Source organism: Bacillus sp. FSL K6-6540, from assembly GCF_038007545.1.
On sequence record NZ_JBBOXH010000001.1, the window covers coordinates 3569004 to 3594076 of the forward strand.

Below are 25073 nucleotides of genomic sequence, written 5' to 3' on the forward strand. Positions count from 1 at the left end.
TCACTCCGTTCGCTCTTCCAGAATCCAGACGCCGTGGGCGGGAAGCGAGGCTTCCCCGCTCACGTCCGAGCCACCGAGCAGCTCGCGCAGCGGCGCCTTGCCAACATTGACCTTCGCCGGCTGGTCATTATGGTTTAGCAGAAACAAGTACCTTTTGCCGTCCTTCACCCTGGCGCTCGCTTCCACGCCGGGAGGCGTCGCGGCAACCGGAACGATATTGTTCCTGGTCGTCAGCTCGGAGAACAGATCGATCAAAAACCGTTCTTCCGGATCGGACGATATGTACCAGGCTTCACCCTTGCCGAATGTATTGCGCGTAATCGCGGGCATCCCTGCATAGAAATCCGCGCCATAAACGGCGACGGTTTCCGCGCCCTCCGTATGCAGACGCTCGCATATTAATGAGCAGCTATACGTGACAGCCGGCAGGCTGGTTTTTCCTTGCATGACGAGAAAATTCGACTGGCCCGGAAACAGCGGATCGATTTCTTCCACCCAGATGCCGAGCAGCTTCCGAAGCTCGCCGGGATAACCGCCGAGCGTCACCAGATCGGTTTCCTGCACGATGCCGCTAAAGAACGTCGTCACGAACGTGCCGCCGCTAGCCGCATACGTCTCCAGTTTCTCGGCGAAGCCCGGTTTGACCATGTACAGCACGGGCGCAACGACCAGCGCGTATTCGTCAAGCCTTGTCTCCGTGCCGATCATATCGACTTGCACGTTAAGACTGTAGAAGGCATCGTAATAGCGCTGAATCTGCTGCAAATATTTGAGCCGCGTCGTTGGCCCGCTGGAATGCTCGAGCGCCCACCAATTGTCCCAATCGAACACGATGGCAACCTTCGAAGCCGTTCTCGCTCCGATCAGCGCATCGCCCAATCGCTGCAGCTCTTGTCCTAGCTCGGCGCATTCCTGGAAGACGCGCGTATGCTCATGGCCGGCATGGTCGATAACGGCCCCGTGAAACTTCTCGAAGGCGCCCGCGGATCGTCTGAGCTGGAAAAACATGACCGCTTCCGCGCCGCGCGCGACCGCCTGGTAGCTCCACAGCCGCATGACGCCGGGCCGCTTAAGCGGATTGACTTCCCTCCAGTTCAATTGGCTGGGGCTCTGTTCCATCAGCAGGAACGGCTTGCCTTGTTTCAGCCCCCGCATCAGATCGTGCCGCATCGCAATTTGGCTCATCGGCGTGCCGCTCTCCGGATAGCTGTCCAGTGCGACGACATCCATCTCCTTGGCCCATTTGAAATAATCTAGCGGCTTATAGGTGCCGTTGCTCTGGAAATTGGTCGTCACGACCGCATCCGGAATGACGGCTTTAATCGCGTCGCGCTCCAATTGGTAGCAGGCCAAAAAGCTGTCGGAGTTGAAACGGTCGTAATCGATCGACATCGCCGGGAAAGCCGTCGCTTCATGGCCGAACGCGCTGAAATGCTCGCTCTGCTGGCTCGGCAGCACGATCTCCTCCCAGTCGTAAAACGTATGGCCCCAGAACGAGGTGTACCAAGCGTTGTTAAGCGCATCGAGCGTTTCATAGCGCTCCCGCAGCCAGACTCGAAACGCCTGCTCGCAGTTGTCGCAATAGCACCGCCAGCCCATCTCGTTGTTGACATGCCACAGCAGCAAAGCCGGGTGATCCTTGTACCGTTCCGCCAGCTTCCGCGCCATCCGCTCCGAATAGAGGCGGAAGGTCGGGCTGTTCGGGCAGGAATTATGACGCCGTCCGTACTTTTTCTTGCGGCCCTGCGAGTCCACGGTCAGCACGTCCGGATACGCGCGCGCCATCCAGGCGGGATGGGCCGCGGTGCCGGTCCCGAGGCAAGCGCGAACCCCATTTGCGTGCAGCATATCGAGGACGTCGTCCAGCCATTCGAAGCGGTACGTCTCCTCGTCCGGCTGATTGCGCGCCCAGGAGAAAACGTTGACGGTGGCGATGTCGATTCCGGCGAGCTTGAACAGCCGCATGTCCTCTTCCCACACGCCGCGAGCCCATTGCTCCGGGTTGTAGTCCCCGCCGTACAGTATCTTATTAGGCAAACCGTTCATTACACTCGCTCCTTCTCCTTTGTTTCCCACTCGATCCGCTCCGGCAATCGCAGCCTAGCGCCGTTGTCCCGCTCCGGACCCGCAACGATCGGCTTCAATCGAATCGTGAACGAGACCGGCTCTGCCGGGATCAAATAATCCGGCAGGGTCGGCGCATAGCCGCAGCTGTGATTGCCGAGCCCCGACTGGCGCCAGTCGACGCTGACTTCCGTCGCGCCGAGAAGCTTCAAATCCGAATGATGCCGGGCGGCGCCCAAAGCTTCGGTCGAATACGGCCGTGCGCCGAACTGGCCGAGCGGGGCATCCGTCCCCGTAACCAATAGCCCGGCTCCGCCAGCATCGGTCAGGCTCGCCCAGCGGACATCGGCCTTGCTGCCGTTCTCCTGGGGTTTAATGTACGGAACAACCTGTTCGCCGACGGTTCCTTCGTACAAGCCCAGCTTGCCGCTTTCCTTGCGGTCCGCATAACATTCGTGAGGACCGAGGCCAAGCCAGGACATATGACCGAACCGTGATGGCATCACGAACCGGAGTCCAACCCTGGGCAGCGGCGGAAGCCCTTCCTTGAGCGGTTCGAGCCTCGTTTCGACCGTCACGTCTCCGCTGCCGAAGACGGTGTAGAGCTGAACGGCCGCGAACGCCGGCCGCAAGCCGTTCACCCCAAGGACCGTCTCCATCCGCACCTGGACGGCTCGCCCGCCAGCGGCATGGCGGGCTTCCATCGTTCTGACGTGGGCCTCCAGCTCATGATAGCCGGCCTCCCGCCACTTTTTCGCAAGATGAACATCGTTGTCGACCGGCGCCCTCCACAGCTGGATGCGGGGCCCCGACTCCAGCAGGGGTAAGCCGTCATGCTCCCAACGGTCCAGCGCGCCGGTTACTTTGTCGAACGTTAACGAAAACCCTGCTCCGCTTGCCTTGACGTACCGGCTTCCATCTTCTAAGGCGACGGCGCTCATCGCCGATTGCGATACAGACTGCAAGGAAGCTCCTGTTGCCGCCGATGAAGTCAAAGGAATATCCGCCCACGCCACTTCATGCCCCGCAGGCGCCCAGCATGTCTCCTCGCGGAGCGTGAAGCTCAGATGGAGCCAATATTCTCTGCCGCCGCTTCGCTCCTGCTCCTGATTCAGCTCCGGATTCGTCCGGTAAGGAACGGCGACGAACGCTTCTTCTCCCGCGGCAATCGCAAGCGGCTGCAGCTCTCCCTCCTCTACCGCCACTCCCTCCCGGTAAACGATCCATTTGACCGCCAAATGCTCCAGCGTGACAACATCGTACCGGTTGCGGATCCGAAGCAGACGATCCGTATCGGTCGGCAGCACATTGACCGGCTCGATGGCCTTCTTGAACTCCAGAAGCGCCGGCTTGACGGTACGGTCTGGAAACAACAAGCCGTCGACGCAGAAGTGACCGCTGTTGGGGCTGTCGCCAAAGTCGCCTCCATAAGCGTATTCGAAGCCGCCGCCCGGCTTCCACCGGAGCAAGGACAGATCCGCCCATTCCCAGATCAAGCCTCCGCACAGACGCGGATAACGGAAAACCGCATCCCAATACTCCTTCTGGTTGCCGAGCGCGTTGCCCATCGCATGCCCGAATTCAACCATCAGATAGGGCCGGGTCTCGTTCGATTTCTCGCCTTCCGCAATCAGCATATCCACAGAAGGGTACATGCTGCTCACAATGTCTACGACGGGCGCATCGTAAGCCCGCTCGTAATGGACCGGCCGCGTTGGATCGTTCTCCCGTACCCAAGCCGCCATCGCAGCGTGATTCGCTCCGTAGCCCGATTCGTTGCCGAGCGACCAGATGATGACGGACGGGTGGTTCTTGTTCCTCTCGACAAGCCGGACGATCCGGTCCATGAACGCCTCCTTCCATGCCGGGTCGTTCGCCAGGCGGCTTTCGAAAGCTGTTTTTTCATCGGGATTGTCGATCCATCGGCTGATTTCGCCGAGAAAGACGCAGCCGTGCGTCTCCAGGTCCGCTTCGTCGACGACGAACAGGCCGTAGCGGTCGCACAGGTCGAGCCAGCGCTCGTCATTCGGATAATGCGAGCATCGCACCGTATTGATGTTGTGGCGCTTCATCAGCTCGATGTCCTCGATCATCGCTTCCATCGTCATGACGCGGCCGAGCTCGGGATCGAATTCGTTCCGGTTCACCCCGCGGATGATGACCGGCCTGCCGTTGACCAGGAGCCGTCCGTCCCGCACCCGGATATCCCGGAAGCCGACCGCGTACCGGTATACCTCCTCCGCTTGTCCTTCCGCGCCGGATAAGGTGACGAGGAGCGTATAAAGATTCGGCTCTTCCGCCGACCACAGCTTGGGAGCGCTAACAGGAAGCTCTACGGCGATGTCTGCTTCCGGTGAGCTCCCGATCTGGCAGGGAACGCCGGCAACGCTGGCCGTGACCGTCGATTCGTGGTCATCCAGCAGCTCGGCCCTGATCTGATAGCCCTCCCCATTGCTGCCGGAAGACGCCGCAAGTCTTAAGCCAAGCTCGAGCACGCCGCTGTCGTACGACTCGGACAGCCGTGTCCGGATACGGGCGTCGCGCAGACGGACCGCCGACGGCGAGCTCAGCAGGTAAACTTCGCGGAATATGCCGCTTAGCCGCCACTTGTCCTGATCCTCCAAGTAACTGCCGGTTGACCATTGGTAGACGCGAACGGCCAGCTTGTTGACGCCTGGGCGGATCAAGTCCGTCACCTTGAACGTCATCCGGTTATGGCTGCCTTGACCGAAGCCCGCTTCCTCGCCGTTGACCCACACGTGAAAGGAGGAGTCTACGCCTTCAAATACAAGAAAAACGTCGCCGCCCGCCCTTTGCTCCGGCAGCTCGAACGTTCGCAGGTAAGAGCCTGTGGGGTTCTGCTTCGGTATGAATGGCGGATCAACCGGAAACGGATATTTGCTGCTGCTGTACAACGGCGTTCCATAGCCGAGAAGCTGCCAGTTCGACGGCACCGGAATGGCGTCCCAATCCTCACCCTCGAACGATTCGTCATAGAACCGCTCCGGCGCATCCTGGGGGCATGCCGCGTAATGGAACTTCCATTCGCCGTTAAGCATTTGGACGTACGAGGAGGCGTTCTTGTCACAGGTTGCGGCTGCCGCCAGCGCCGTCTCCCTATCTTGATAAGGAATGCCCCGCGCATCCGCCGGCTCGGCATGGATCTGCAAAACGTCCGGGTTCTCATAATCCGGCGACTCCTGATTGAATCGCAATCTCATGTCTCTACAGCTCCTTGACTTCTAATTTCGTGGCATCTATCGCTGCGTGAAAGAGATAGGCGCCCGGATCCGTGCTATAAACCGCATATCCAACTGTTGGCCGACCGTAATAATCGGCTCGGGATACTTCGTCCAATGCAGAAGATCGTCCGAAAAGGCAATGCCCTCCCCGTTACTTTATGACAGCCTTTTGCGGGTAAAATGCTTCTGTTGTTTGAAGACCACTTTACACGGTTTCAAGACTTCGTTTATAGGCTAATTCAACCGTGTTTATAGGGGGGTTTCACGAAGGTGAAACGGCCGATGCTATCCACGTCTACGCAGCGACTAGACCGCCGAAATCTATGATCATAATGCGCCCACTGGACGTGAAAACCATTGAATGTAGCATAAATTTCGACCACAATGCCCCCGTTGGACGTTCAGACCACCGAATGTAGCATTAATTTCGACTACAATGCCCCACTCGATGTGCAGACCACTGTTGGAGTGATTCTCCAGCATTCAACGGTTACCACAGCGCTTAAATGGCCTGTTTGAGCGCTTTTCATCCTGTATGAGGAACGCTATATGACCAAAATCCGCAAAAATGACCTACTTTCAGCCGAATAAGCTTCACTGCAAACGTGACATCCGGAAGGAGGCCATTTAAAGGCGATTAGGCTCCGTGGTGACCGTTAGAGTCTGAAAGCCTCCATGAGCCATATATTTTAAAAAAACAAAAGCAACCTCCGCTCTGTTGAGGGTAGGTTGCTAAGACAGGTTTGCTAGGACTGGTCACTTTGATAGGTTACTTTGATAGGTTACTTAGACAGGTTGCAGTAACAAAATTGCTATAACAGATTGCCATATTCGTCTACCAGCTAGTTAAAAATAGTGTCTCGACTCCCCCGGCTCATGAGTCCTGCCAGGCGATGACCGGCCCCTGCAACCCCAGCTTCGGTCTACTCATCGGCTTTTCAAGAAAAGCTCGATGACAGGGACGGTTACGTTCGGCTTCTTGACCGGCAGCAGCAGCGTCAGGATATCGCGCGGCCTTCCCTCGTTGAAAGCGCCCGCTTCCATCGTCATTTCCTCTTCGCCTTGCTTCATTTTAATTTCAGAAGCATCGTTCAGCAGTTGTGCATATTCCACCATGCCCGTCAAACCGCGCAGATGAATATGCTTGAAAGGCCAGCTGTAAACGTGCAGATAAAGACGGTTGTTCTCCGGATTGTAGGTAAAACGGCAATCTTCCGGACATTGAAGCTCCTCCGGCGCGGCCGTACAGCCATAAATCGACTTGCTGTGGCGTTTCATCCATTCGCCAATGCCCTTCAAACGATCGATGGCACGTTCATCGAATTCACCTCGACCTGTCGGTCCGACGTTAAGAAGCAGATTGCCTCCCTTGCTTACCGTGTCTATTAACATTTTCACAAGGGTGTCGACGCTCTTCCACGTTTCTTCGTCGCGGTAATACCCCCATGAGCCGCTGAAGGTATGACACGCCTCCCAGACAACGCGCTTGCCGTTCGTTTGAATCCACTCGCGCGGTTGATATTGCTCCGGCGTCGTGATGTCCCCTTTCACCTGCAGGCGATCATTCAGCAAAATATGCGGCTGCAGCTCGCGAATAAGCTTCACCAGCTTCTCGCTTTGCCACTCTTCCTTGCCTTTGCCAGGGAAGCCTTGTTCCGACGGGATAGAGAAATCGAAAAACATCAAATCAATCTTGCCGAATTTAGTCAGCAGCTCCCTCGTCTGCTCATGCATGTAGTCGACATACTTCTGCCATTCGCGGTGCTTCTGGTCTTCCAGAAACTCCTTATTATATCGAAGCGGATGTTTGACATCGAGCGTATAATGCCGATGATGCCAATCCAACAGGGAGTAATACAGTCCCGGCCTAATGTTCTTTGACTTGAATGCTTCTATCATCGGCGTCAGCAGGTCTCGGCCTGCCGGCGTGTTGGTCGCTTTGTAATCAGTCAGAGCCGAATCCCATAAGCAAAAGCCTTCATGATGCTTCGTGGTGACTACGAAATATTTCATGCCGGCGTCCGATGCAAGAGTAGCCCATAGCTCGGGATCATACAAATCCGGGTCAAAGCGCTTGAAATATTTGTCGTACTGCTCATTCGTCATAAATTCCCGGCCCTTCATCCACTCGTGCCTGGCGCCCAGCGAGTACAAGCCCCAATGAATGAACATGCCGAAACGATCATGCGTATACCAGCTTGAATCCCCTGTTGTCTGCTCAATTTCAAATCCCATTCGATAATCCTCCCGTAACCGTTATTTGGCTGTTCTTGTTTTGGATATCGCTTTCATTACTTTCATTCCAGCAGTTGATAGTCTATAATTATAGATGCTTCCTATTAAAAGTTCTCTAGCTGATATTGCTGTAAAGTTAAGGGATATTGCTTTTCGAGGGGACTGCGGCATGACAAATCCTTATCAAATCAAGCAAGACGTCCCGCATCGCGATCAGGACTTTCCGTTTGACGTCTTCCACATCATTCCGCCCGGCAAGGAAGTACTGCACCTGCATTGGCATGATGACTTGGAACTCATCTATTTTATCAGGGGAAACGCGACCTTCTATATCGGCTCCGAGACGGTTAAACCGGAACCTGGCGATTTGATGTTCGTGAACAAGGGCATGATCCATACGGGGTTTGCGGATGACGAGCATCAGGTGGAATATTACGCGCTGGTCTTTCATTCCGTGCTAGCCGAAAGCCGAGTGGCAGGCTCCAGTCATGTGCAAATCACAAATCCTTATGCTTCCGGAAAACGTTTTTTTCCCATCCTTCTGCCGGTAACGGATGCGTATAATTCGCTCATCGCTGGTATTGTCAAGCAGATGATCGCCGAATACGAGCAGCAGGCTATAGGCTATCAGGTTGCGATCCAGTCCATGCTGCATCTGCTGCTCGTACATTTATCCCGCCATCACCATCTGCATGGACCAACCGGTTCCGCAGATACGGTAGGCGCGGAATTAACCGATAGATTCAAAGAGCTTATAGCGTTTGTGGAGCGGCATTATCCAGAGAAGCTCACCGTACAGCAAGCAGCCGGCATCGTCAATTTGAGCGAATACCACTTTTGCAGAACCTTTAAGAAGGTAACCGGCAAGACGTTCGTGGAGTACGTCAATTTGCTCCGAATCAACGCCGCCGAGCAATTATTAATCCATTCCTCCGATCCGATCACGGAAATCGCGTTTAAAGTCGGCTTCGGCAGCGTCAATTATTTCAGTCAAATGTTCAGGCAGTACAAGAGGCATTCCCCTTCGCAATGCCGGAAGCGGTATGCGCGGGGACTCTCATAAACCGCACATCGATTGGCGGGTGTGCTCCAGATGGAGAACGCCCGCCGATCCAGCTCGAAGACGATCTCGGCCGACTCGCCGGACCTCTGTATATACGCTTACTTCAAATTTTTGTAAGCCTCTTGTCAGCGCTCCTTAGACCCGATCTCCTTATCCCCTCAAGAAACTCGCCGCCCTTTAATTCCCATATACCCTGCAATTTCAAACGGCTTTATTGTCTCTACCATCTTTGCGTCTTTAAAATAAGCCATTCCGAGCAGATTAATATTCTGTTCTTTCTTCACTTCAACATAAGGAAGAAAACCTTCTTGCCCTATCTTAGAGGGATTGCTCCAAAACTGGCCGACTTAATCAATCCGATACTTGCCTAGCTTAACGGCATTGTCCAACATGGATAGCAAGTAAAGACTCGGAACGCGTTCCAGTTTCAGGGAAGCGGTCCTGTTTTTTTTGCATTTCCTTTTGATATCATAATCCACAGCGTTCTCGTATCGTCCCTCTTGATGGGCTGTCGATTAAGAGCAGCACCGTCCAATACCCGGTTCCGAGAATCAACAATAGATTCGATCGCCCTATATTTACGATTATAGCCGTATATTTTTGATGGAAACACTCCTATACAATAGTGCCAGATACTTGCAAACGCGAACGCAAAACTTGTATGCGCTTACAGGCAACGGCACAGACTTTGAGAGGGGGTGGTCTGGATTCGGGGTTTAGGATTATCCACTTCAAACTAAGGGAGGGAAAACGAAATGTTGAAAAGAAGAATGGGACTGCTGTTGGTAATTATTCTGATTTTAAGTATAATTGCAGCTTGTACTAACGGTAATACTGAAGGTACTGTTAATACTGAGGGTACTGTTGCGCCGTCGGGCGGTAATGATCCGACAGCAGAACCTCCGGCGCCGGAAAATGCCGAAGTCACATTTTCTACAATATTTTCCGATGAAGAATTTGAAGCAAATGTAGGGAGTTACGTGAAGAAAAAGTTCCCTACATACACGATTAACCATATTTCGAATAGAGGACTTTCATTGGAACAACTAGTAGCCGCTCAAACGAAGTTTGATATTTACTTCACAAGAGCCGGTGGATTTTTGAATGCATACGAACCGATGAAGTTGACTTATGATATGACGGAGCTAGCTAAAAAACATGGAGTTGACTTAGCTTCGTTTGCCCCGGGGTTTATTGAATCTGCCACGTTTGATAACCAACTTTACGGCCTTCCTATTTTTAACGATTCTCTTGTTTTGTTCTATAACCGAGATTTATTCGACAAATTCGGGATTCCATATCCGAAAGATGGCATGACGTGGGAGGAGACGTTTGCACTCGCCCATCAATTCGATCGGAATGAAAACGGAACGCAGTATATGGGACTTTGGATGTCTCCGAAGCACTACTTCCGCATGAATTCCTTATCGCAAGGTTTCATTGATCCGGAAACGAACAAGGTGACGGTAGACAACGATAATTGGAAGAGGATTCTTAACCTCTTCACTGAATTGAGCAGAAATCCTGGCGTGCAGGAAATGGCTAAAGCAAATTTCCCAAGTCATGATCACTTTAGAGGAGCAGCAGGCGTTTCCGCCATGTATGTATTTTTAACCGAATGGATCGCGGTTTCGCAAGAACAACTTCCGCTGAACTGGGACATGGTTTCGATGCCGGTCTTCAAAGATCTTCCGGATAATGGCACTCAACCTTACGCCAACTATGCTGGTATTACTTCCATTTCCGAAAATAAAGATGCGGCAATGCAAATTTTAAAATATTTAACGTCTGAAGAGTTCCAAATGGAAGTATCAAAAAAAGGAAAGATTTCTCCATTGAAATCACAGCAGGTTAAAGATCTTGCATTTGAAAACCATCCAGACCAAGATAAAAACTTCGACGCAGTGTATGTGAACGGAAATGCTCCAATGCGTCAATTACATCCATTAGAAGATCACATCGTTGACTTAATGAATGACAAAGTAACTGAACTTGTAACAGGGCAAAAAGATGTCAATACAATCCTAAGAGAGGTACAAGAACTGGGGCAACAAACGGTTGATCAGGAAATGGAAAAATTGAAGTAACGGGAAAACCCCCGACTCTGAATATGGAGTCGGGGGTTTCCTATCGCGATCCATTCAACTATGGCGATAGAGGGCAATCTGCTCCCCCTGGTGACCAACTGCTTTGATTTAACCTGCGATGAAATTAGTGAGATGTACCCACCAACTTTTCTCCCCCTTCCCCTTATTTCAACTAAAAAAGTTAGCCGATCGCGAGACCGGCTGCTTGCATGGTTTATTGAGCTATAGTCTTCTTAAGCGCTGATAAAATTCGGAACAGGTCGGAAGCGGAGTTGCTCGTTCAAACCCTCTATTCATTTACTTCTTGTCAGCCTGTCCTTTTATTATAATTGAACGATTGATCGAAGCGTGGCTTACATTGCCTGCAGCATCGGTTGCCGTTGCGGTGATGGTATACGTTCCGTTGTTCAGTCTTGTTGATTCGGCACTAAATGAACTGTTCGAGTCAGCCGTTGTCGTCAACGTTGCGTTTTTTGTCGATCCCGATGAAGTGCCTGTCAATGTGATTGTCACGATGCTGCTCGGTTCTGCCGTTCCGCTTATGCTCGGAGTACGCATGTGGATTTCCGCCGACTCTGCCGGAGCTATAATAACAGGTGCTTCTGGCGCTGTAATGTCCTCGTTGACCATTAGACCCGCATATCGAGTAACAAGAAAAGGAATATCCTCGGCATCATCCAATTCGTAGGCGTAGGGCGGATTGGTAAAAGGCGCCACGCTGTCGTAGCCCTCTGGTGTAACGGCACCCGTATCCATTAATCCGCTTGTGTTGTCATAAATATTGCCCGTAGCCGTGATGTACGCCGGTCGACGGTCGGGGTACATAAACTGGTGCGGATTTTTTACGTTCTTGAAGTAATTGTTTTCCACCAGCATCGACGCGAAGACGCCTACGCCGATGGCGTAATTGTTGTTACTGGCCGTGTAGTAGTTGTTGTAGGCGTGCGCCTGACCGAACAGGACGCGTGGCATCCGCTGATCGGTATTGTTGGCGAACCAGTTGTGATGATAGGTTACCTTGTTCTTGCCTGTGTCGGTAGCATCATGTTCCGCGCCTCCGCCGTCCAAGCTGACCATACGGTGAGGATTATCCGGATCGGTGTAAAAGAACTTGTTCCATGAAACGGTGACGTAGTTAGTTCCTTGGGTGAGGTCCAATAAGCCGTCACTGGCATCCCAGATGTTCAAGTGATCGAACCAAAGATGATGCGAATTTCTCACGGCGATCGCGTCGGCAGGGCCGAAGATAGGCCAGATGCCTTGGAAGTTCAAGTGGCGAATAATGATGTTGCTGCTATCGTCTATGGTGATGCCGCCGCGGATGGTCGCGTACTGGTCCTCCCCCAATATCGTCTTGTTGCTGCCTACGCTGATAGGCTGAGCCCCGGATGTGATCGTTCCGGAAATGACGATGACTCTTGGTTCGTCGTCTCCAGCCAGTTGTTCCAGTTCTTCCAGCGTTGTCACCGTCCGAGGTTCGGCATCGCCGCCGCCTGTCGTCCCGCCCTGTCCATCAGCCTCCACGGAGGCCCACCCATGAAGCTCCATGGCAGGTTCCGTATGCGGCCTTAAACTACTTTGAAGCGTCAGGGTTGCCTCATCCCAGGAGACGTCCAAGGCCATGGCTTCGGATATTTCCCGAATAGGAAGCATCCAATTGCCATCCAGAACAAATGGACGAACCTCCGATTCGATTTCCAAACCGTTCACGATCAGCTGAGTCGACTGCTGTTTGAGCCTTGCTTGACTCGGCATTGAATTAATCAGAACGGCATTCTTTTCCTCATTCCAACCAACATCAGCGCCAAATTCTTCAGCTATCATATCTACAGGTACCATGACTTGGTCGTTCGCTCTAACCGGCGGAACATCCGACTCCGCCTCTTCTCCATTGACAACAATGGTTACGGGAGTCCTATCAATGTCTCGTGGTTCTTCAATTACAGGGTCTACGGGATCAATAGGAATCGGAACGTCAAGCGACTTGATTTCAATGTAGTTGATCTTAATGTTTTCCGTGGCGGAATCTTTCGGATCGAGGGTCAGTTTGCCGTCGGTCACATCCGCTTCTACCGTTTTGGAAACGTAAGTTTGTCCAATCGGTTTGACGTGTTCCCATTTGCCGTCAACTTGTTTGTTCTCGAAGATGACGGTCTCTTCAGCCAAGAGCAACAATTTTCCTTTGATTTGGTCCGGATATCGAATATCGCCTATGCTGACCGTCACTTCATACTTGCCGTTCGGAACGGCAATTTCCCAAATAATCCCTTGGCCAAATTGGTTCAAGGTTGCTAGTTTAAGATCCGGTTCGATTAAGCTGTAATCTCTGGCGGCTCCAACAATGCCTGGGGTCCATCCATACGTAAAGCCATTCCCGCGTTCGCCGTACGCATCCCCGTTGTCGGGCAGATACCCTTCTGCCGTTTGAGACCCTTTGGTCTGGAAGTCGATTTTGACCTCATCGGTTGTATCCGGATTCGTAACCGGATCTGTGAGCGGGACGATTTCGTAGGATTCCGCAGCCGGAACTGCCGTAGAGAAAATCACAATCAATGGAAGTAAGAGTGCCAGTATCAGAACCGAAACTTTTTTTGATGCCTTCATCAATAATCCCTCCGCATTCATTCATAGCCTCTCGGCATTCGCCGAGGCAGATGGGACAAGGGGTTTCTTGTACCACCAAACTTACTCTCCTCCTACTTCGTAGGGTTTTTTTTCATTAATTTCCTTTTTTCATTATGGGAAATATTCTAGAATATTTGGTCATTTTCTTCGAAAAAGCCTTGACAAATCCTTCATTTTTCCAAAATTGCGTTGTAAGGGTTCCTTTTTCAACCTATAAATCGCGATTAGAGTGCTTCTCTTGAAACCTATTTTTGTTCCGCATGCGGACGACCAAGGCTTTGTTCTTAAGCAACTTCGTACTCAGATTGGGCCCGGTATCGTCATCATCAATAAAGACTGGCCGCTTCTAGCAAAATTATGGATGACTGACCTTTCTCCCCTCACAACGTTTCTTCGAGACACTTACTCGGATCGGGGCCCTGAACCTCGAGATCCAGCATCTATGTTTCGATCCTTTTTCTTGTTCCTTTTGACCAACCCTGAAAAGGGATTAACCGAATGTGTAAATGTCTTGAAGCGGACACCTATCTATGCCATTCTTTACGGCTTCGACTATGACGATCTTCCTGTCGTCGGGACCTTCTATGAATTCTTCAGACGCTTTTGGCTTGCGGTAGGCAATAATCTTAAACCGATGAAGCAACCCAAACGCAAGAGCAAACCAAAGAAAGGGAAGAAAGGAGAGAAAGCGCCTACGGCTACACCGGGCAGAGTGAACCGTCTTGTCACATGGATGATGCGTCACGCGGATAAGAAAACACCAGGATAGCCGCAAGTGGAGATGCTCTTTGACCTGCGGGGGTACTCCGATGCCAAATACGGGCGGACATACCATACACACAGCAGCGATAATCTTCGCCTGTTTCCCAGAACCGCTCGCGGGTCGGAGGTGGAGGTTGATTTACAAACGCTGCACGTCCATTGAGCGTTCCAACAAGCAGGAGAAGATCGATTACAAGTTCGAATCCGGTAGGCACCGCTCGACGATGATGTGGTACATTCGCATCTACGGCATTATGACCTGCCAGCACATGTATGCCTGGTATGTAAGCCAGAAAGATGAATGGGACAAGCTGAAAGCTACCATTTGCCCTACTGTCGCTTAAGTTTTTCAAAAAAGCGTTTCGCCTAAATTGTCGAAGTCTGCCCATTCTTGAAACTGGTTTTCAATTTCCATACTTTCCAGCTCCAACTGTCTTCTTCTTCCAATTTCACCTCTAATGATGTTCCGAGAGACTATATTCATTCCTCATTCCGATTACCAAGCTTTTGTCCTCTAGCATCCACGAACCTCTTACGGTCCCGGCGTAGTCCTCATCAACAAGGATTGGCCCTCCTTTATCCCCCCCTCTAGAAGTCGTTTGTCGTCACAGACAAAAATTTGAAGATCTTTCCTTGTAAGCGCTCTATTCTTCTCATATTATACGGACTTCACAATTGAGAAACTCTAGCGGATATTGCTTAATAGTTAAAAGATTTTGCTCTTTGCGCTTTGCCCCATTCGTGCTGAGTTCGCGAACGGCATCTTATAAGAGGCGGTGCAACGTGCTCTTGGTAATTTTATAATAATTATTTTTTCGTTTTCGAAGTCGATTTTACTAACTCAACTTTCGCAGCAACAAATTAGCTTGAATACCTTGCGGCTGTAAGCGTCGAGCCATAGTTTCCGTCTTACGAATGTAGACAATATTCTGAAATTCTGTTTTCTGTTTGGGGGAATTGTCCTCGAATACATTACTAACAACAACTTTTACACGTATTCATCTGCTTTAATTCTAACCGTTTTCACGATTGTTCGTTTAATTGAATCCATCATAGAAATAACCATGTACTCACCCTAAAATGAAGATCCTGTTGAATCATAATTAAATAGTTTATTATGACCTGGACCCAAAATCAGATAGATCCAAAAACAGGGTGACATAAAGTCACCCAAAGGTTACTTTATGTCCGAAACCCAAGTTGAAATGGTCTATTAGTCATTTTTTATACCTTGATTGATTATGATGGTCATAGGGATAGTACTAGCGTAACTGACACGAATCCCCGCGTCTGAAACCGTACCCTCAACTGAAGGAACGTACTCAAATAAGCCCTGATTCCACGGAATCAGGGCTTCGTTTTTTATTGGGAATTGGATTAGGATAGAGAGCTAATGAACTCCATAATCGCCTTATTATAGTCCTCGTCCGTTAGATCTCCGAGAAGTCTCTGAAATAATAGATCCTTTTCATGAGCAGACAAAGCCGAATCTTCAAAACTCCAGGAAGCATTTACTTCACGAAAGAGATTTTCTAATCTTTCTCTAGATATTTGAGTCATGTGACACAATCCTCCCCGCTTACTCACTTGCTTGGATCAAGGATGAAGGAACTCACGACCATCTTTTGCTATATGAGCGGTCAAGGTTGGACTTACATCCTCCCATTGTAGTCTTCGCATCCCTCTCCTCTGGTTCCTTGGGTTAAGGATAACGGCATGTAACCTTTCCGGACTAGGACTCGCCCAATTGGTTGTATGATTAGGAACTAACGGTTGCTCGTAGGTATTCTTGGTTACCGTTGCGGCCTGTGGCAGGTCCCCAATGGCTTCATGAACAGTTCGCCGAATTAGCGGCGGTTCAGGGAAATCAAAAAAGAATCCTAAATCCTTTCGAATCCCTACGATAAACAAACGTTCCCGGCTTTGGGAAACCCCGAAATCAGCAGCGTTTAAAAGCCGAAACCCCATATTGTAGTACCCAATGTCGGTAAAAGAAGATAGGAGCCTATATAAGGTGTCTTTGTGATGCTTAAGAGCATAATCCTTTGATACTTCCAAACAAGCCCCCCGGTAAGTCCTTCTGTGCGTATTGGTTACAACTGAGACTAGAAATCGATCAAATCGGTCGTTCTAATGGTTATAAATGAGACTTACACCATTGAAGGTTACCCTGTTCAAAGGTATATCGGTATTGTGACCGGCGAAGTCATTATGGGCGCGAATGTAGTGAGGGACTTTCTAGCCTCCATTACCGATATTGTCGGCGGGCGCTCGGGGGCATACGAAAACAAGCTGCAGGAAGCAAGGGATGCAGCGTTTGTCGAGTGGAAGATCGAGCCGTGCGCCTGGGGGCAAACGCCATTATAGCGGTGGACATCGACTATGAAGTTATTTGTGAGGGAATGCTGAGGGTGGCCGTCAGCGGAACCGCAGTAGTGGTATAGCCGATACAGTGACAATTTGCCACATTTAAAACAAAAAAGCAGCATATATGGTATTCCCCCCTCATGGTGGACAACGAAAAAGAAACACCTGTTAAGATGGACTTACGGTTGTCTGCTGGAGGGAGTTTTTTTCATGGGGAAAACAGGACGTACAAACAAGAATTATTCTAGGATGTTAAGAAGGAGGCCGTGCGGCCGGCTGGCTATTGAGGAGAACATGTTATCATACTTTTTTTACATAGGGCATTGCTAAACCGGACCGATTATGCCGGGTTTATTTTTTTATTAACGTTTACTGCCCGAACGCAACTGACGGCAGCCGAATATTTTCGTCGGCTGCCGTCCTGTCATGATTGGGCTACTGTATCCCGTTAGTTTAAAGATCATTTTCATGCTCTTCGATCCTCATGCGGGCTCGAATTAGGGAGTAAGGCGATTAGCCCGCTTTCTCCTAGTTTTTAGAGTACGCATTGCTTAACTGCCTGGGTAATCATCCATGAAGTCGAAATATCCCAGCGCTCCAATCGATACGGTCGTAAAATAGAAATACCGCTTCTCGAGCTCCTGATTCTCCTCGCTCATCTCCAGAAAACCCGGGTCTTTTATGATTTCATCATTCATAATGCCTTCTCGCCAGAAGCACAGCTCAAGTTCTTGAATGGCAAAGGAAAATCCCGTCCTCGGATCAACATCTCCGACCATTGAATAATATTTGCTAAACGTGTGGATCAAATCCTCTGCCTTGGTCGTGAAGACGTCCACACCTTGAAACAGGCAGGGAATACAGATGTTACCCGAGTATTGCGGATTTATCAGTTGAATGAACTTCACCCGGCTATTGGCATCGTATTCGAAATGTTCGCGCATAAACAGCATTTCTATATAGCTAGGATTACCGGGTATGCCATTATCAGCTCTCAAATGACCCAAACTCTGGAAAGTCCGCTCCACCCCTTCCCTGCACATCCCTAGCCGAAAAGGACCGATACCGACATGCGGCGTTATGATAATTGCGTCCACTGCAAACTCCTTTTAATGACAATTTCTAATTATTTTTCTTCTGGAATGTCAACAATAATATAGTTTTCCTTCAGATTAGTTTGAGGCAGTTCGGCTTGTTTAAAAACAACGTCATTCCAATTCTCCTTAGTGATTAAACCATATCCAGTAGAAGTAATATGAGGCATCCAGCGAAAGTTGGCGAATGTCGTATCTTTAAAATTTGGTAGGGAACCGTTCTCTTTTATAAAGGCGCGGTTTATGAAATAAAGGTTATCTTGCGTAGTGGTCTTTTCGCTAATGAAAGCTTGCCACTTAAGGTAAGCTGTGTTCTTCATAATTTTATAATAGCGGATTACATTATTATTGACCTCGATGAATCGGTCATGGGTGTTTTCCGGAAAATAATATTGAAGACTGGATGCTTCCATAATTGGTTTAAAGTCCTCCGTGAGCTGTGATACTCTAGGAAGATTGATTGCAGCATTTCTGGCCGTGCTTAATGCACTACTCTTAACGTCCGTCAGCAGTTTCGTGCTTGGTTTTGAAACAAACGCCGTTTGGGTCTTTTGATTCCAAGTTACTGAACCGTCCAACGCTTCTGCAACAAAACGTAAGGGAATCATTGTTTTACCGTTTTGAATAAATGGAGCAGTACTTAATGAAACTGGAGATCCATTTTTTTGTGCTACTTTATTATTCATAGTCAACTGCAAGTTTATGTCGCCCCCCTTCACTGTCGCTTGCTTAGTAGTATTATTCCAGGCAAACGTTAAGCCACCTAAACCTTTGAGTGAAGTCAGACTAAAAAACACCTGATTGTTCTTAATGAGAATATCTTTTGAATCTAAGTCATGATTATTCACAACAACTTGTGTTCCTTTTGAACTTTTTACTGCTGCGGCTGCCTCATTTGTTGGAAGTAACAAAAGCGAAGAACATAGAACAGCAAAAGAAAATAATACCAATTTCTTCATCAAAAAACCTCCTGAATTTTACAGTCCATATAAGTATAAACGCAAGAAAAAACGTAAGGTTATCTCTAAATAGTGTAGATTCTTGAGAATTTCTCCACTCTTACTAAAGTTAGATATTTATCTAATCGGTAATCGGACCATCTTCTTGTCCTTTACGGCAATCGGTACAAGTTCTTGTCCTTGACTCGGGACAAGAACTTGTACCGATTAAACAAAAAAGCCGCTTAATTAGCGACTTTCAATGGGCCTATGTTCTTGTCCCTCGACATCTGTCGTAATATATACGGCTTCAAATCTGGAGTATTTGCGGTTCATCGGATGACTGGAGTTGTTTAAATGTATTCGAGAAAAGATAGAAAATTTTCAATCTCCCTAACCGTCAACTTCTCCAGTGTTTCTAAATCTACCATTAATAAAAATATTGAACAACTATAAGACCAACAATAATAACAATAGTTAATACTAAAGTGCCTTTCCAACCTAAATCGACTATACTATACCGAGCCCTACTATTTCCGTGATTCATATGACCAAATGGATTATTTTCCAATTCTTCTTGTCTTAGTCTTTCTCTTGTTCTTTCAGGAGTTTCATAATCTTTGCTCATTGTTTACCTACCCCCTAGGTTAATAATTTTCATTAGATATCCAATACCAATTTATTGATGCAGTAGTATAATTATAACATTATTATGTTATTTAATGGGATTTAATTGAACATTGAATAGATCTTAAACTATCCTGTTAAAACGTCCGCTAGCTGCAAAAGCATTTTAGCCGGATATTCCTGTCTCAATTCTTCGATGATCTCGCAACGAATGGCTTTGCTCGTCACTCCCGGTGTTGATTTGGATACAGCTTTTTTAGGTATGCGATCTCCGCCTTTAAGGCTATTTCTTCTTCAAGACGGGTAAGCTTTGTCTTCGGCCGTCCTTTATGAAAGGCTTCTTGCTCTATAGCTCTACCTTCTTGCTGCCATTTCACCCATACCTCAACTTGTATCTTATTCCGAATCCCCAGTCGCCTAGCCACCTCTCGATAGGACATGTTCTCTTCAATAGCCAGCCGCATGGCATCCTTCTTAACTTCCTCATTTATTTGTACGCCTGTTTTCCCCATAAAAAAAACCCCCTCCAGCAGACAACATGTAAGTTCATCTTAACAGATGTCTTCGTTGTCTATCATGAGGGGATAATACTAATTCAGGGGCTTCTAATGTTGCTATGTTTTTGTCACCCGTCATCTCTTTATGACACCAGACACCAGTTGGTTGATTGAGTACAACTGAGTTCCATAACGGTCTTAAATCGGATATTCATTCAACCCAATAAATGCTTCGTCATAATTATCAAAAAAATTTACAGATTCTTTTGTGTTGGATTGTTGCAAATCATTCATTATCTCCCCTTCTTCAAGAAGAAACACAATTGCAATACTTTGATTCAGAATGGTTTCATTGAAGAACTTATCTTTCCATGTTTTTTGAATGGAAAAATGATCTAGAGTGTACCCTTTTCTATCCACCAACAATTTGTATTGCCGACCCTCGGAAATGAATTGCTGGCAAACCTTCTCGAAGCCGTTAAACCATTCATTAACATCATCTGTTTTAATCTTACCAATTAGATGGGTAACAATGATATCCCCTGAAACTGTTGTGCTGATATTCTGTTCACTCAACTTGGAATCATCTCCCTTAGTTACAATTATGGATAAGGAGCTTCATAAAAGCAATAAGTAGACCTTCTTGATGTTCGGCGCATGCTCTTCAATAAGCGGCGTTAAATCGATCAATGCGCCAGCGTCCTTCAGCTTGCCCACGCTGCCTTTGGCCGAAACGATGTCCGGATATTCGTTGTTTGCCACCATCAGCGCGAACATATCCGTGTCATTAACGCTTATCGGAAATTGAGCTTTCATCGAGATGCCGGTTTTTTCCGTGATGAGCTTGCCGACATCGCTTTGCATGCCGTCCCAAAGCGGGTTATTGTCCCCTGCTGCATATGTGATCGTCATGGGCGCGAGTTCTTTGTTCGGCGATGCGTCAGGACTGCCTGAGCTATCGGAGTCCGATCCGTTGAAGCAGCCGCTGGCTGCAAGAAGTGCTCCGATCATTAAAAGGCATGTCACTATTCCTGTGCTGGCCTTCATGAAATCCCCCCACTTTAAGAATCTATGATGTTTCCAATGAAAATGTCGTGGCCTTGGAAGGAGATCCTTTGATCGAAGAGGGGGAAGCTGCTACATATTTCTTGAATTTTCTATGGAAATAATCCACATTGGGATAACCTACGAGCTCCGAGACCTCATAGACCTTGTACCCTTCCCTGAGGAGCCGGATCGCTTGCTGAATACGGACCTTATCCAAGAAGGTATGGAAGGAATCGCCCGTATGCTGCTTGAACATTCTGCCCAAATATCCTTTGTTTTAATTGTACATCTCCGCCAGCGTCTCCAGCTTTAGATTTTCATGGTAATGCCGCTGGATAAAATCCATCACTTGCTTGACCACGGGTAGGTTTCCGTTCGCCCCCAGCCTTCCCGCCAGCTCGGCGAGCTGGGAATGGGCCGCGCTCATCACCCTATCGTAATGCGCGTGCTGATAAAGCTCGGCCAGCAGGGGCGCATATTCTTGGATATCGACGCATTGATGGAGAGCAGCCAACTTGCTTAGCGCGACGGACAACACTTTGGCCAGGCCGGTCTTGATCGCGGTTTCGGAAGAATCGTATGCCACGAGTGCCTTTCCCGCTTCCTCAAGCGTCTCCGCCACCCCCTCGCGTCTGCCAAGATCCAGCATATAGAACAGCTTGGTTGCGAATGCCTCCAGATCCGGAGCAGCATACCTGACCATGTTCTTGTCCCCCGACACTTGTCCCTCAACAAAGATCAAGGCTGCTGCTTGCCATTTGTGCTGGACCGTACGGCATTATAGCCACTCAACCGACGAAAAGAAAAAAGACTGTAATGTAAAAAAAGCCGCATTTTATTCGACTCTGAAAGTATTTATGTTCTTGTCGTCTGACAATACCATGGATATTCTAATAAAAATCAAAATTAGTATTTCACTATCCTACCCGTTGCCCCTCTCGGGCCACCACAGAGATTTCCTCAAGTTCTACTTAAAAATTTATAATCACCTTCCCTTTTGGACGCCCAGTAGCGACCAGTTCTAATGCTTCATTGATTTCTCCTATAGAAAATCGTCTATGATGAAGCGGTGGAACAATGTTGTATTCTTCAATGACGTTGGTTATCTCTTTTAATTGTGCACCGTCAGAGCGCACGAAGATAAATCGGTATTCCACGTCGCGCTTCTTGGCTTTGTTGTCGTATTTTGCGCCAGCAAGCGAAAAAAGTTTCTGTTTCCACCAAGGGAAGTTATTGTCTTCAGCGAATCGTTTATTGGGTCCTGTACGGAGAGAGAGCAATTTACCACCTGGTTTAATGACTTTTAATTCATTATCGAATTCTTTGGCTCCCAAGGTATCAATCACATAATCGACATTCGACAACAAGTCAACATAGTTTTCCTTGGTGTAGTCCAAATATCGGTCAGCACCGATTTCCAAAGTACGTTCTCGCGCTTGCGAGTTACCACTAACAATGACATTTAAACCCATTGCCTTTGCAATTGGGACAGCCATCTGACCAAAGCTACCCGATCCACCTGGAATAAAAACCGATTTACCCGGTCGTGCCTCAAGTTCTTCATGCAGGCCTTGATAGGCTGTAAGTCCAGTTAACGCTGCAGCAGCAGCTTCTTCATAGGATAAATTTTTTGGCATAGGTGCAATTGCAGCAGCGTCAATTGCGGCATATTCAGCAAAAGCGCCAATTTTTTTCAATGGCAGACGTGTATAAATTTCATCTCCTGCATAAAACTCCTTCACATTTTTACCTACTTTTTCAATAACCCCTGCCAATTCATTACCAAGCGTCAATGGGAATTTATAATCTTGAATCAACTTCACGCTACCTGTGATAATTAACATTTCGAGTGGATTGACTGCCGCAGATTTTACTCTTACTAAAACTTCGTTATCAGTAATTTCTGGAATTGCAATATCATTGACTTGAGCTTGGATTTCTTTTGAATACTTGGCAATTTGTGCTGCCTTCATGTGTGTATTCATTAAAAATCAGCATCCTTCCGTTAGTGGACATTGTTGGTTTCTTGCTGTACTTGAAACTCAAAAATGCATAGAATAAAACCAATTTATGGCGTACAATTTTTCAATTGTACGCCATTTCAGTATGACCTTATTGCTGATTTACAATCTAATCTATAACCTTACCTTGTATTTACTCCTGTTGTGATTTTAATTCTTCCATTGTTGGATAGTCTGTATAACCCACGCCTCCGTTACCCGCGTATAATGTTTTAGGATCAACTTCATTTAAAGGAAATCCTTTTTTAAGACGTTCCACTAAATCCGAATTAGCTAATGACCAAACACCAACTGGAACCACATCAGCAATGCCATTATCAATATCTACGCTAATTTCTTCAAGTGCCCGTCCTGCTCGATTAACCAGTAATGAATTTGTCCACATCGAACGAATTTCACGGAGCAGCGTTTCGTTCCCTAAATGCATAACATGTAGGTATGCTAAATTGTACTTAGATAATTCTTTTACAAGATGGAGATAAACCTCAGGTCCTTGATCACCTTCATCAATCCCACCAAGAGGTGTTCCAGGTGAGATACGGAAGCCGGTTCTTTCTGCTCCAATTTCTTCAACGACTGCTTTCGTTACGTCGATTGCAAAGCGAGCGCGGTTCTCCACAGATCCACCGTATTTATCGATTCGTTTATTTGAATTTTCACCAATAAATTGATTGATTAAGTATCCGTTGGCTCCATGAATTTCAACACCATCAGCTCCTGCTTTAATTGCTGCTGCGGCTGCTTTACGGAAGTCTGAAATAGTAGTTTGAATATCTTCTTCACTTAATTCTCGTGGGACGGGTATTTCCTGCATTCCGTTAGCAGTAAACATTTCTACACCAGGTGCAATCGCTGAAGGTGCAACTGCTTGACGATGATGTGGAGTATTGTCTGGATGTGACATACGACCGACATGCATTAATTGTATGAACATGAATCCGCCAGCATTATGCACTTCATCCGTAACTTTTTTCCAACCTTCAATATGCTTTTCAGTATAGATACCTGGTGAATTTAAATAACCTTGCCCATCCTCAGATGGTTGGGTACCTTCACTAATGATGAATCCCATAGATGCTCTTTGAGCATAATAAAGGGAACTCAGTTCACCCGGCGTACCATCTTCTTGTGCTCTACTCCGTGTCATGGGTGCCATCGCTAAACGATGAGGCAATTCCAAATTACCAATTTTTGTTTTACTCCATAATTTTTCCATTCCCAAAACTCCTCTTCAATTATTATGTTCCATTCTCTCATTGCTCCACTCTATCCTGCACCGCTCTGACTGCTCAGGTCATCAGTTTGCGCGGTAGCAACCGCGGCAGAAATGCCATAAACCAGTTATCTTCTACCTGTGATTATTAACATCTTACCGCGCATAAATTGACGATATCCTTCGTCGGCCATTTGACCGACTTCCATGACGCCGCTCATAAACAATTTTGAAGAGGCCAGCCCCGCACGATCGACAAAGCCAGTCGCTTTGATCCGGGACAGAGTGCTGCAAAGCCCCGCCGGTACAACTCAACTCTCCAATGCTTCAGTGAACGATAGCAAATACGCCTTGTTGCATAGTAAACCGCCATTAGAGGTCCCGGAAAAAAAGCAACCAACCAAGCCAAAGCCTGCATTATTAACGAGGTAGAGTTGACTGCACTCCCTTTTTCTTAGGAGAGCTGAGGGTATAGCACAGCTATACCACCGGCCAGGCTCCTTTGGATCATGCGACTTGAATCGTCCGCAACAATTTCAAGGCTATCCGATTCGATACCATCAATCGCAATTTTTGCAATATCGGCAGGGTTGGATTTGGGAACTTCTAAGCCCGACGTCATATCGGTCTCCATGTAGCCCACATGTAATCCAGCTACTCGCACATTGTGAGGATACAGATTTAAACGCAGGTCGTTCGTCAATGCCCATTCTGCTGCCTTAGCAGCTGTATAAGCGCCTACAGTTCCCGAACTAACCCAAGATAATGCCGAAAGAATATTCAGAATCGAACCACCGCCGTTCTTTTCTAGAATTGGTGCAAAAGTGCGAACCATGGAAAGTGTGCCAAAAAAATGCGTATTAAACTCCAAATGTATTTGGTCAAGATCACCGTCAAGCAAGGAAGCTCCTGTAGACGATCCCGCATTGTTGATTAACAGTGTGATATCCTTAGCAACCTTAGCAGCTGCGGCTACCTCTTGAGGGTTCGTAATATCAAGCTTCACAGGTATTACACCTGGAATATCAATGGCTTCTGGATTTCTAGCACCAGCATACACCTTAGCCCCTCTGGATAGAAGTTCAAGTGTTAGTTCTCGGCCAAGGCCTCTGTTTGCACCAGAGACAATTGCGATTTGTTCAGAAATTTTCATTTTAGGCTACTCCTTTGTCATTTAGTTTGGGTACATAG

At 48.1% G+C, this 25073-nt stretch carries 20 protein-coding genes and 1 pseudogene; 5 read left to right on the top strand and 16 right to left on the bottom strand.

Annotated features, from left to right (window positions below; translation table 11 throughout):
• The 3 genes from MHH82_RS15705 to MHH82_RS15715 all read right to left on the bottom strand — a co-directional run bounded on the left by MHH82_RS15705 (window position 1) and on the right by MHH82_RS15715 (window position 7541).
• Complete coding sequence (locus MHH82_RS15705) at window positions 1-2046, bottom strand: beta-galactosidase (RefSeq protein WP_340966658.1); 2046 nt, start codon at window positions 2044-2046, stop codon at window positions 1-3.
• Entirely contained in the window at window positions 2046-5285 is a 3240-nt protein-coding gene (locus MHH82_RS15710; protein ID WP_145036387.1) for a glycoside hydrolase family 2 TIM barrel-domain containing protein, read from the bottom strand. The genes MHH82_RS15705 and MHH82_RS15710 overlap by 1 nt, the downstream gene beginning before the upstream one ends.
• A 948-nt stretch (window positions 5286-6233) precedes the next feature.
• Complete coding sequence (locus MHH82_RS15715; RefSeq protein ID WP_015735299.1) at window positions 6234-7541, bottom strand: alpha-L-fucosidase; 1308 nt, start codon at window positions 7539-7541, stop codon at window positions 6234-6236.
• A gap of 169 nt (window positions 7542-7710) precedes the next feature.
• On the opposite strand from MHH82_RS15715, the gene MHH82_RS15720 reads away from it, so the two are divergent.
• Window positions 7711-8604, top strand: a complete 894-nt coding sequence (locus MHH82_RS15720) for an AraC family transcriptional regulator (RefSeq protein WP_015735300.1) — start codon at window positions 7711-7713, stop codon at window positions 8602-8604.
• Between the two features lie 755 nt (window positions 8605-9359).
• The gene (locus tag MHH82_RS15725; protein WP_015735301.1) at window positions 9360-10691 is read left to right on the top strand and encodes an ABC transporter substrate-binding protein; all 1332 of its coding nucleotides are present in this window, start codon (window positions 9360-9362) and stop codon (window positions 10689-10691) included.
• Between the two features lie 297 nt (window positions 10692-10988).
• Here MHH82_RS15725 and MHH82_RS15730 read toward each other — a convergent pair whose 3' ends face one another.
• Window positions 10989-13295 carry a pectate lyase family protein gene (locus MHH82_RS15730; protein WP_340966662.1) on the bottom strand — a complete coding sequence of 769 codons (2307 nt, stop codon included), beginning with the start codon at window positions 13293-13295 and terminating at the stop codon, window positions 10989-10991.
• A 259-nt stretch (window positions 13296-13554) separates the two neighbouring features.
• Here MHH82_RS15730 and MHH82_RS15735 point away from each other — a divergent pair, with 259 nt between their 5' ends.
• The gene (locus MHH82_RS15735) at window positions 13555-14085 is read left to right on the top strand and encodes a hypothetical protein (protein ID WP_340966663.1); all 531 of its coding nucleotides are present in this window, start codon (window positions 13555-13557) and stop codon (window positions 14083-14085) included.
• A 127-nt stretch (window positions 14086-14212) separates the two neighbouring features.
• Window positions 14213-14422, top strand: a complete 210-nt coding sequence (locus tag MHH82_RS15740) for a hypothetical protein (protein WP_260871313.1) — start codon at window positions 14213-14215, stop codon at window positions 14420-14422.
• Between the two features lie 1252 nt (window positions 14423-15674).
• On the opposite strand, the gene MHH82_RS15745 is transcribed toward MHH82_RS15740, so the two are convergent.
• Entirely contained in the window at window positions 15675-16136 is a 462-nt protein-coding gene (locus MHH82_RS15745; protein ID WP_340966665.1) for a DNA cytosine methyltransferase, read from the bottom strand.
• 75 nt (window positions 16137-16211) lie between these two features.
• Between MHH82_RS15745 and MHH82_RS15750 the strand changes: the two are divergent.
• Window positions 16212-16459 (top strand): annotated as a pseudogene (locus MHH82_RS15750) (YbjQ family protein); the annotation flags it as partial.
• 537 nt (window positions 16460-16996) lie between these two features.
• Here MHH82_RS15750 and MHH82_RS15755 read toward each other — a convergent pair.
• The 11 genes from MHH82_RS15755 to MHH82_RS15805 all read right to left on the bottom strand — a co-directional run bounded on the left by MHH82_RS15755 (window position 16997) and on the right by MHH82_RS15805 (window position 25035).
• Window positions 16997-17542 carry a hypothetical protein gene (locus MHH82_RS15755; protein WP_340966667.1) on the bottom strand — a complete coding sequence of 182 codons (546 nt, stop codon included), beginning with the start codon at window positions 17540-17542 and terminating at the stop codon, window positions 16997-16999.
• 29 nt (window positions 17543-17571) lie between these two features.
• Window positions 17572-18498, bottom strand: coding sequence for a copper amine oxidase N-terminal domain-containing protein (locus MHH82_RS15760; protein WP_340966669.1), 927 nt, complete (start codon window positions 18496-18498; stop codon window positions 17572-17574).
• Window positions 18499-18907: 409 nt separating this feature from the next.
• Window positions 18908-19105, bottom strand: coding sequence for a DUF6366 family protein (locus MHH82_RS15765; RefSeq protein WP_036662945.1), 198 nt, complete (start codon window positions 19103-19105; stop codon window positions 18908-18910).
• A gap of 223 nt (window positions 19106-19328) precedes the next feature.
• On the bottom strand, window positions 19329-19616 hold the full coding sequence (locus MHH82_RS15770; protein WP_015735308.1) for a helix-turn-helix domain-containing protein: 288 nt from the start codon (window positions 19614-19616) through the stop codon (window positions 19329-19331).
• A gap of 183 nt (window positions 19617-19799) precedes the next feature.
• Window positions 19800-20207, bottom strand: a complete 408-nt coding sequence (locus MHH82_RS15775; RefSeq protein WP_145036394.1) for an STAS/SEC14 domain-containing protein — start codon at window positions 20205-20207, stop codon at window positions 19800-19802.
• 12 nt (window positions 20208-20219) lie between these two features.
• Window positions 20220-20648, bottom strand: coding sequence for a hypothetical protein (locus tag MHH82_RS15780; RefSeq protein ID WP_340966671.1), 429 nt, complete (start codon window positions 20646-20648; stop codon window positions 20220-20222).
• 22 nt (window positions 20649-20670) lie between these two features.
• Window positions 20671-20913, bottom strand: coding sequence for a helix-turn-helix transcriptional regulator (locus MHH82_RS15785; RefSeq protein ID WP_445661967.1), 243 nt, complete (start codon window positions 20911-20913; stop codon window positions 20671-20673).
• A gap of 12 nt (window positions 20914-20925) precedes the next feature.
• Entirely contained in the window at window positions 20926-21351 is a 426-nt protein-coding gene (locus MHH82_RS15790) for a hypothetical protein (protein WP_340966679.1), read from the bottom strand.
• A gap of 268 nt (window positions 21352-21619) precedes the next feature.
• The gene (locus MHH82_RS15795; protein WP_015735311.1) at window positions 21620-22633 is read right to left on the bottom strand and encodes an NADP-dependent oxidoreductase; all 1014 of its coding nucleotides are present in this window, start codon (window positions 22631-22633) and stop codon (window positions 21620-21622) included.
• A gap of 169 nt (window positions 22634-22802) precedes the next feature.
• The gene (locus tag MHH82_RS15800) at window positions 22803-23885 is read right to left on the bottom strand and encodes an alkene reductase (RefSeq protein WP_145036397.1); all 1083 of its coding nucleotides are present in this window, start codon (window positions 23883-23885) and stop codon (window positions 22803-22805) included.
• A gap of 451 nt (window positions 23886-24336) precedes the next feature.
• Window positions 24337-25035: an SDR family oxidoreductase gene (locus MHH82_RS15805; RefSeq protein WP_340966682.1), complete on the bottom strand. Its 699-nt coding sequence runs from the start codon at window positions 25033-25035 to the stop codon at window positions 24337-24339.
• Window positions 25036-25073 lie beyond the last annotated feature (38 nt).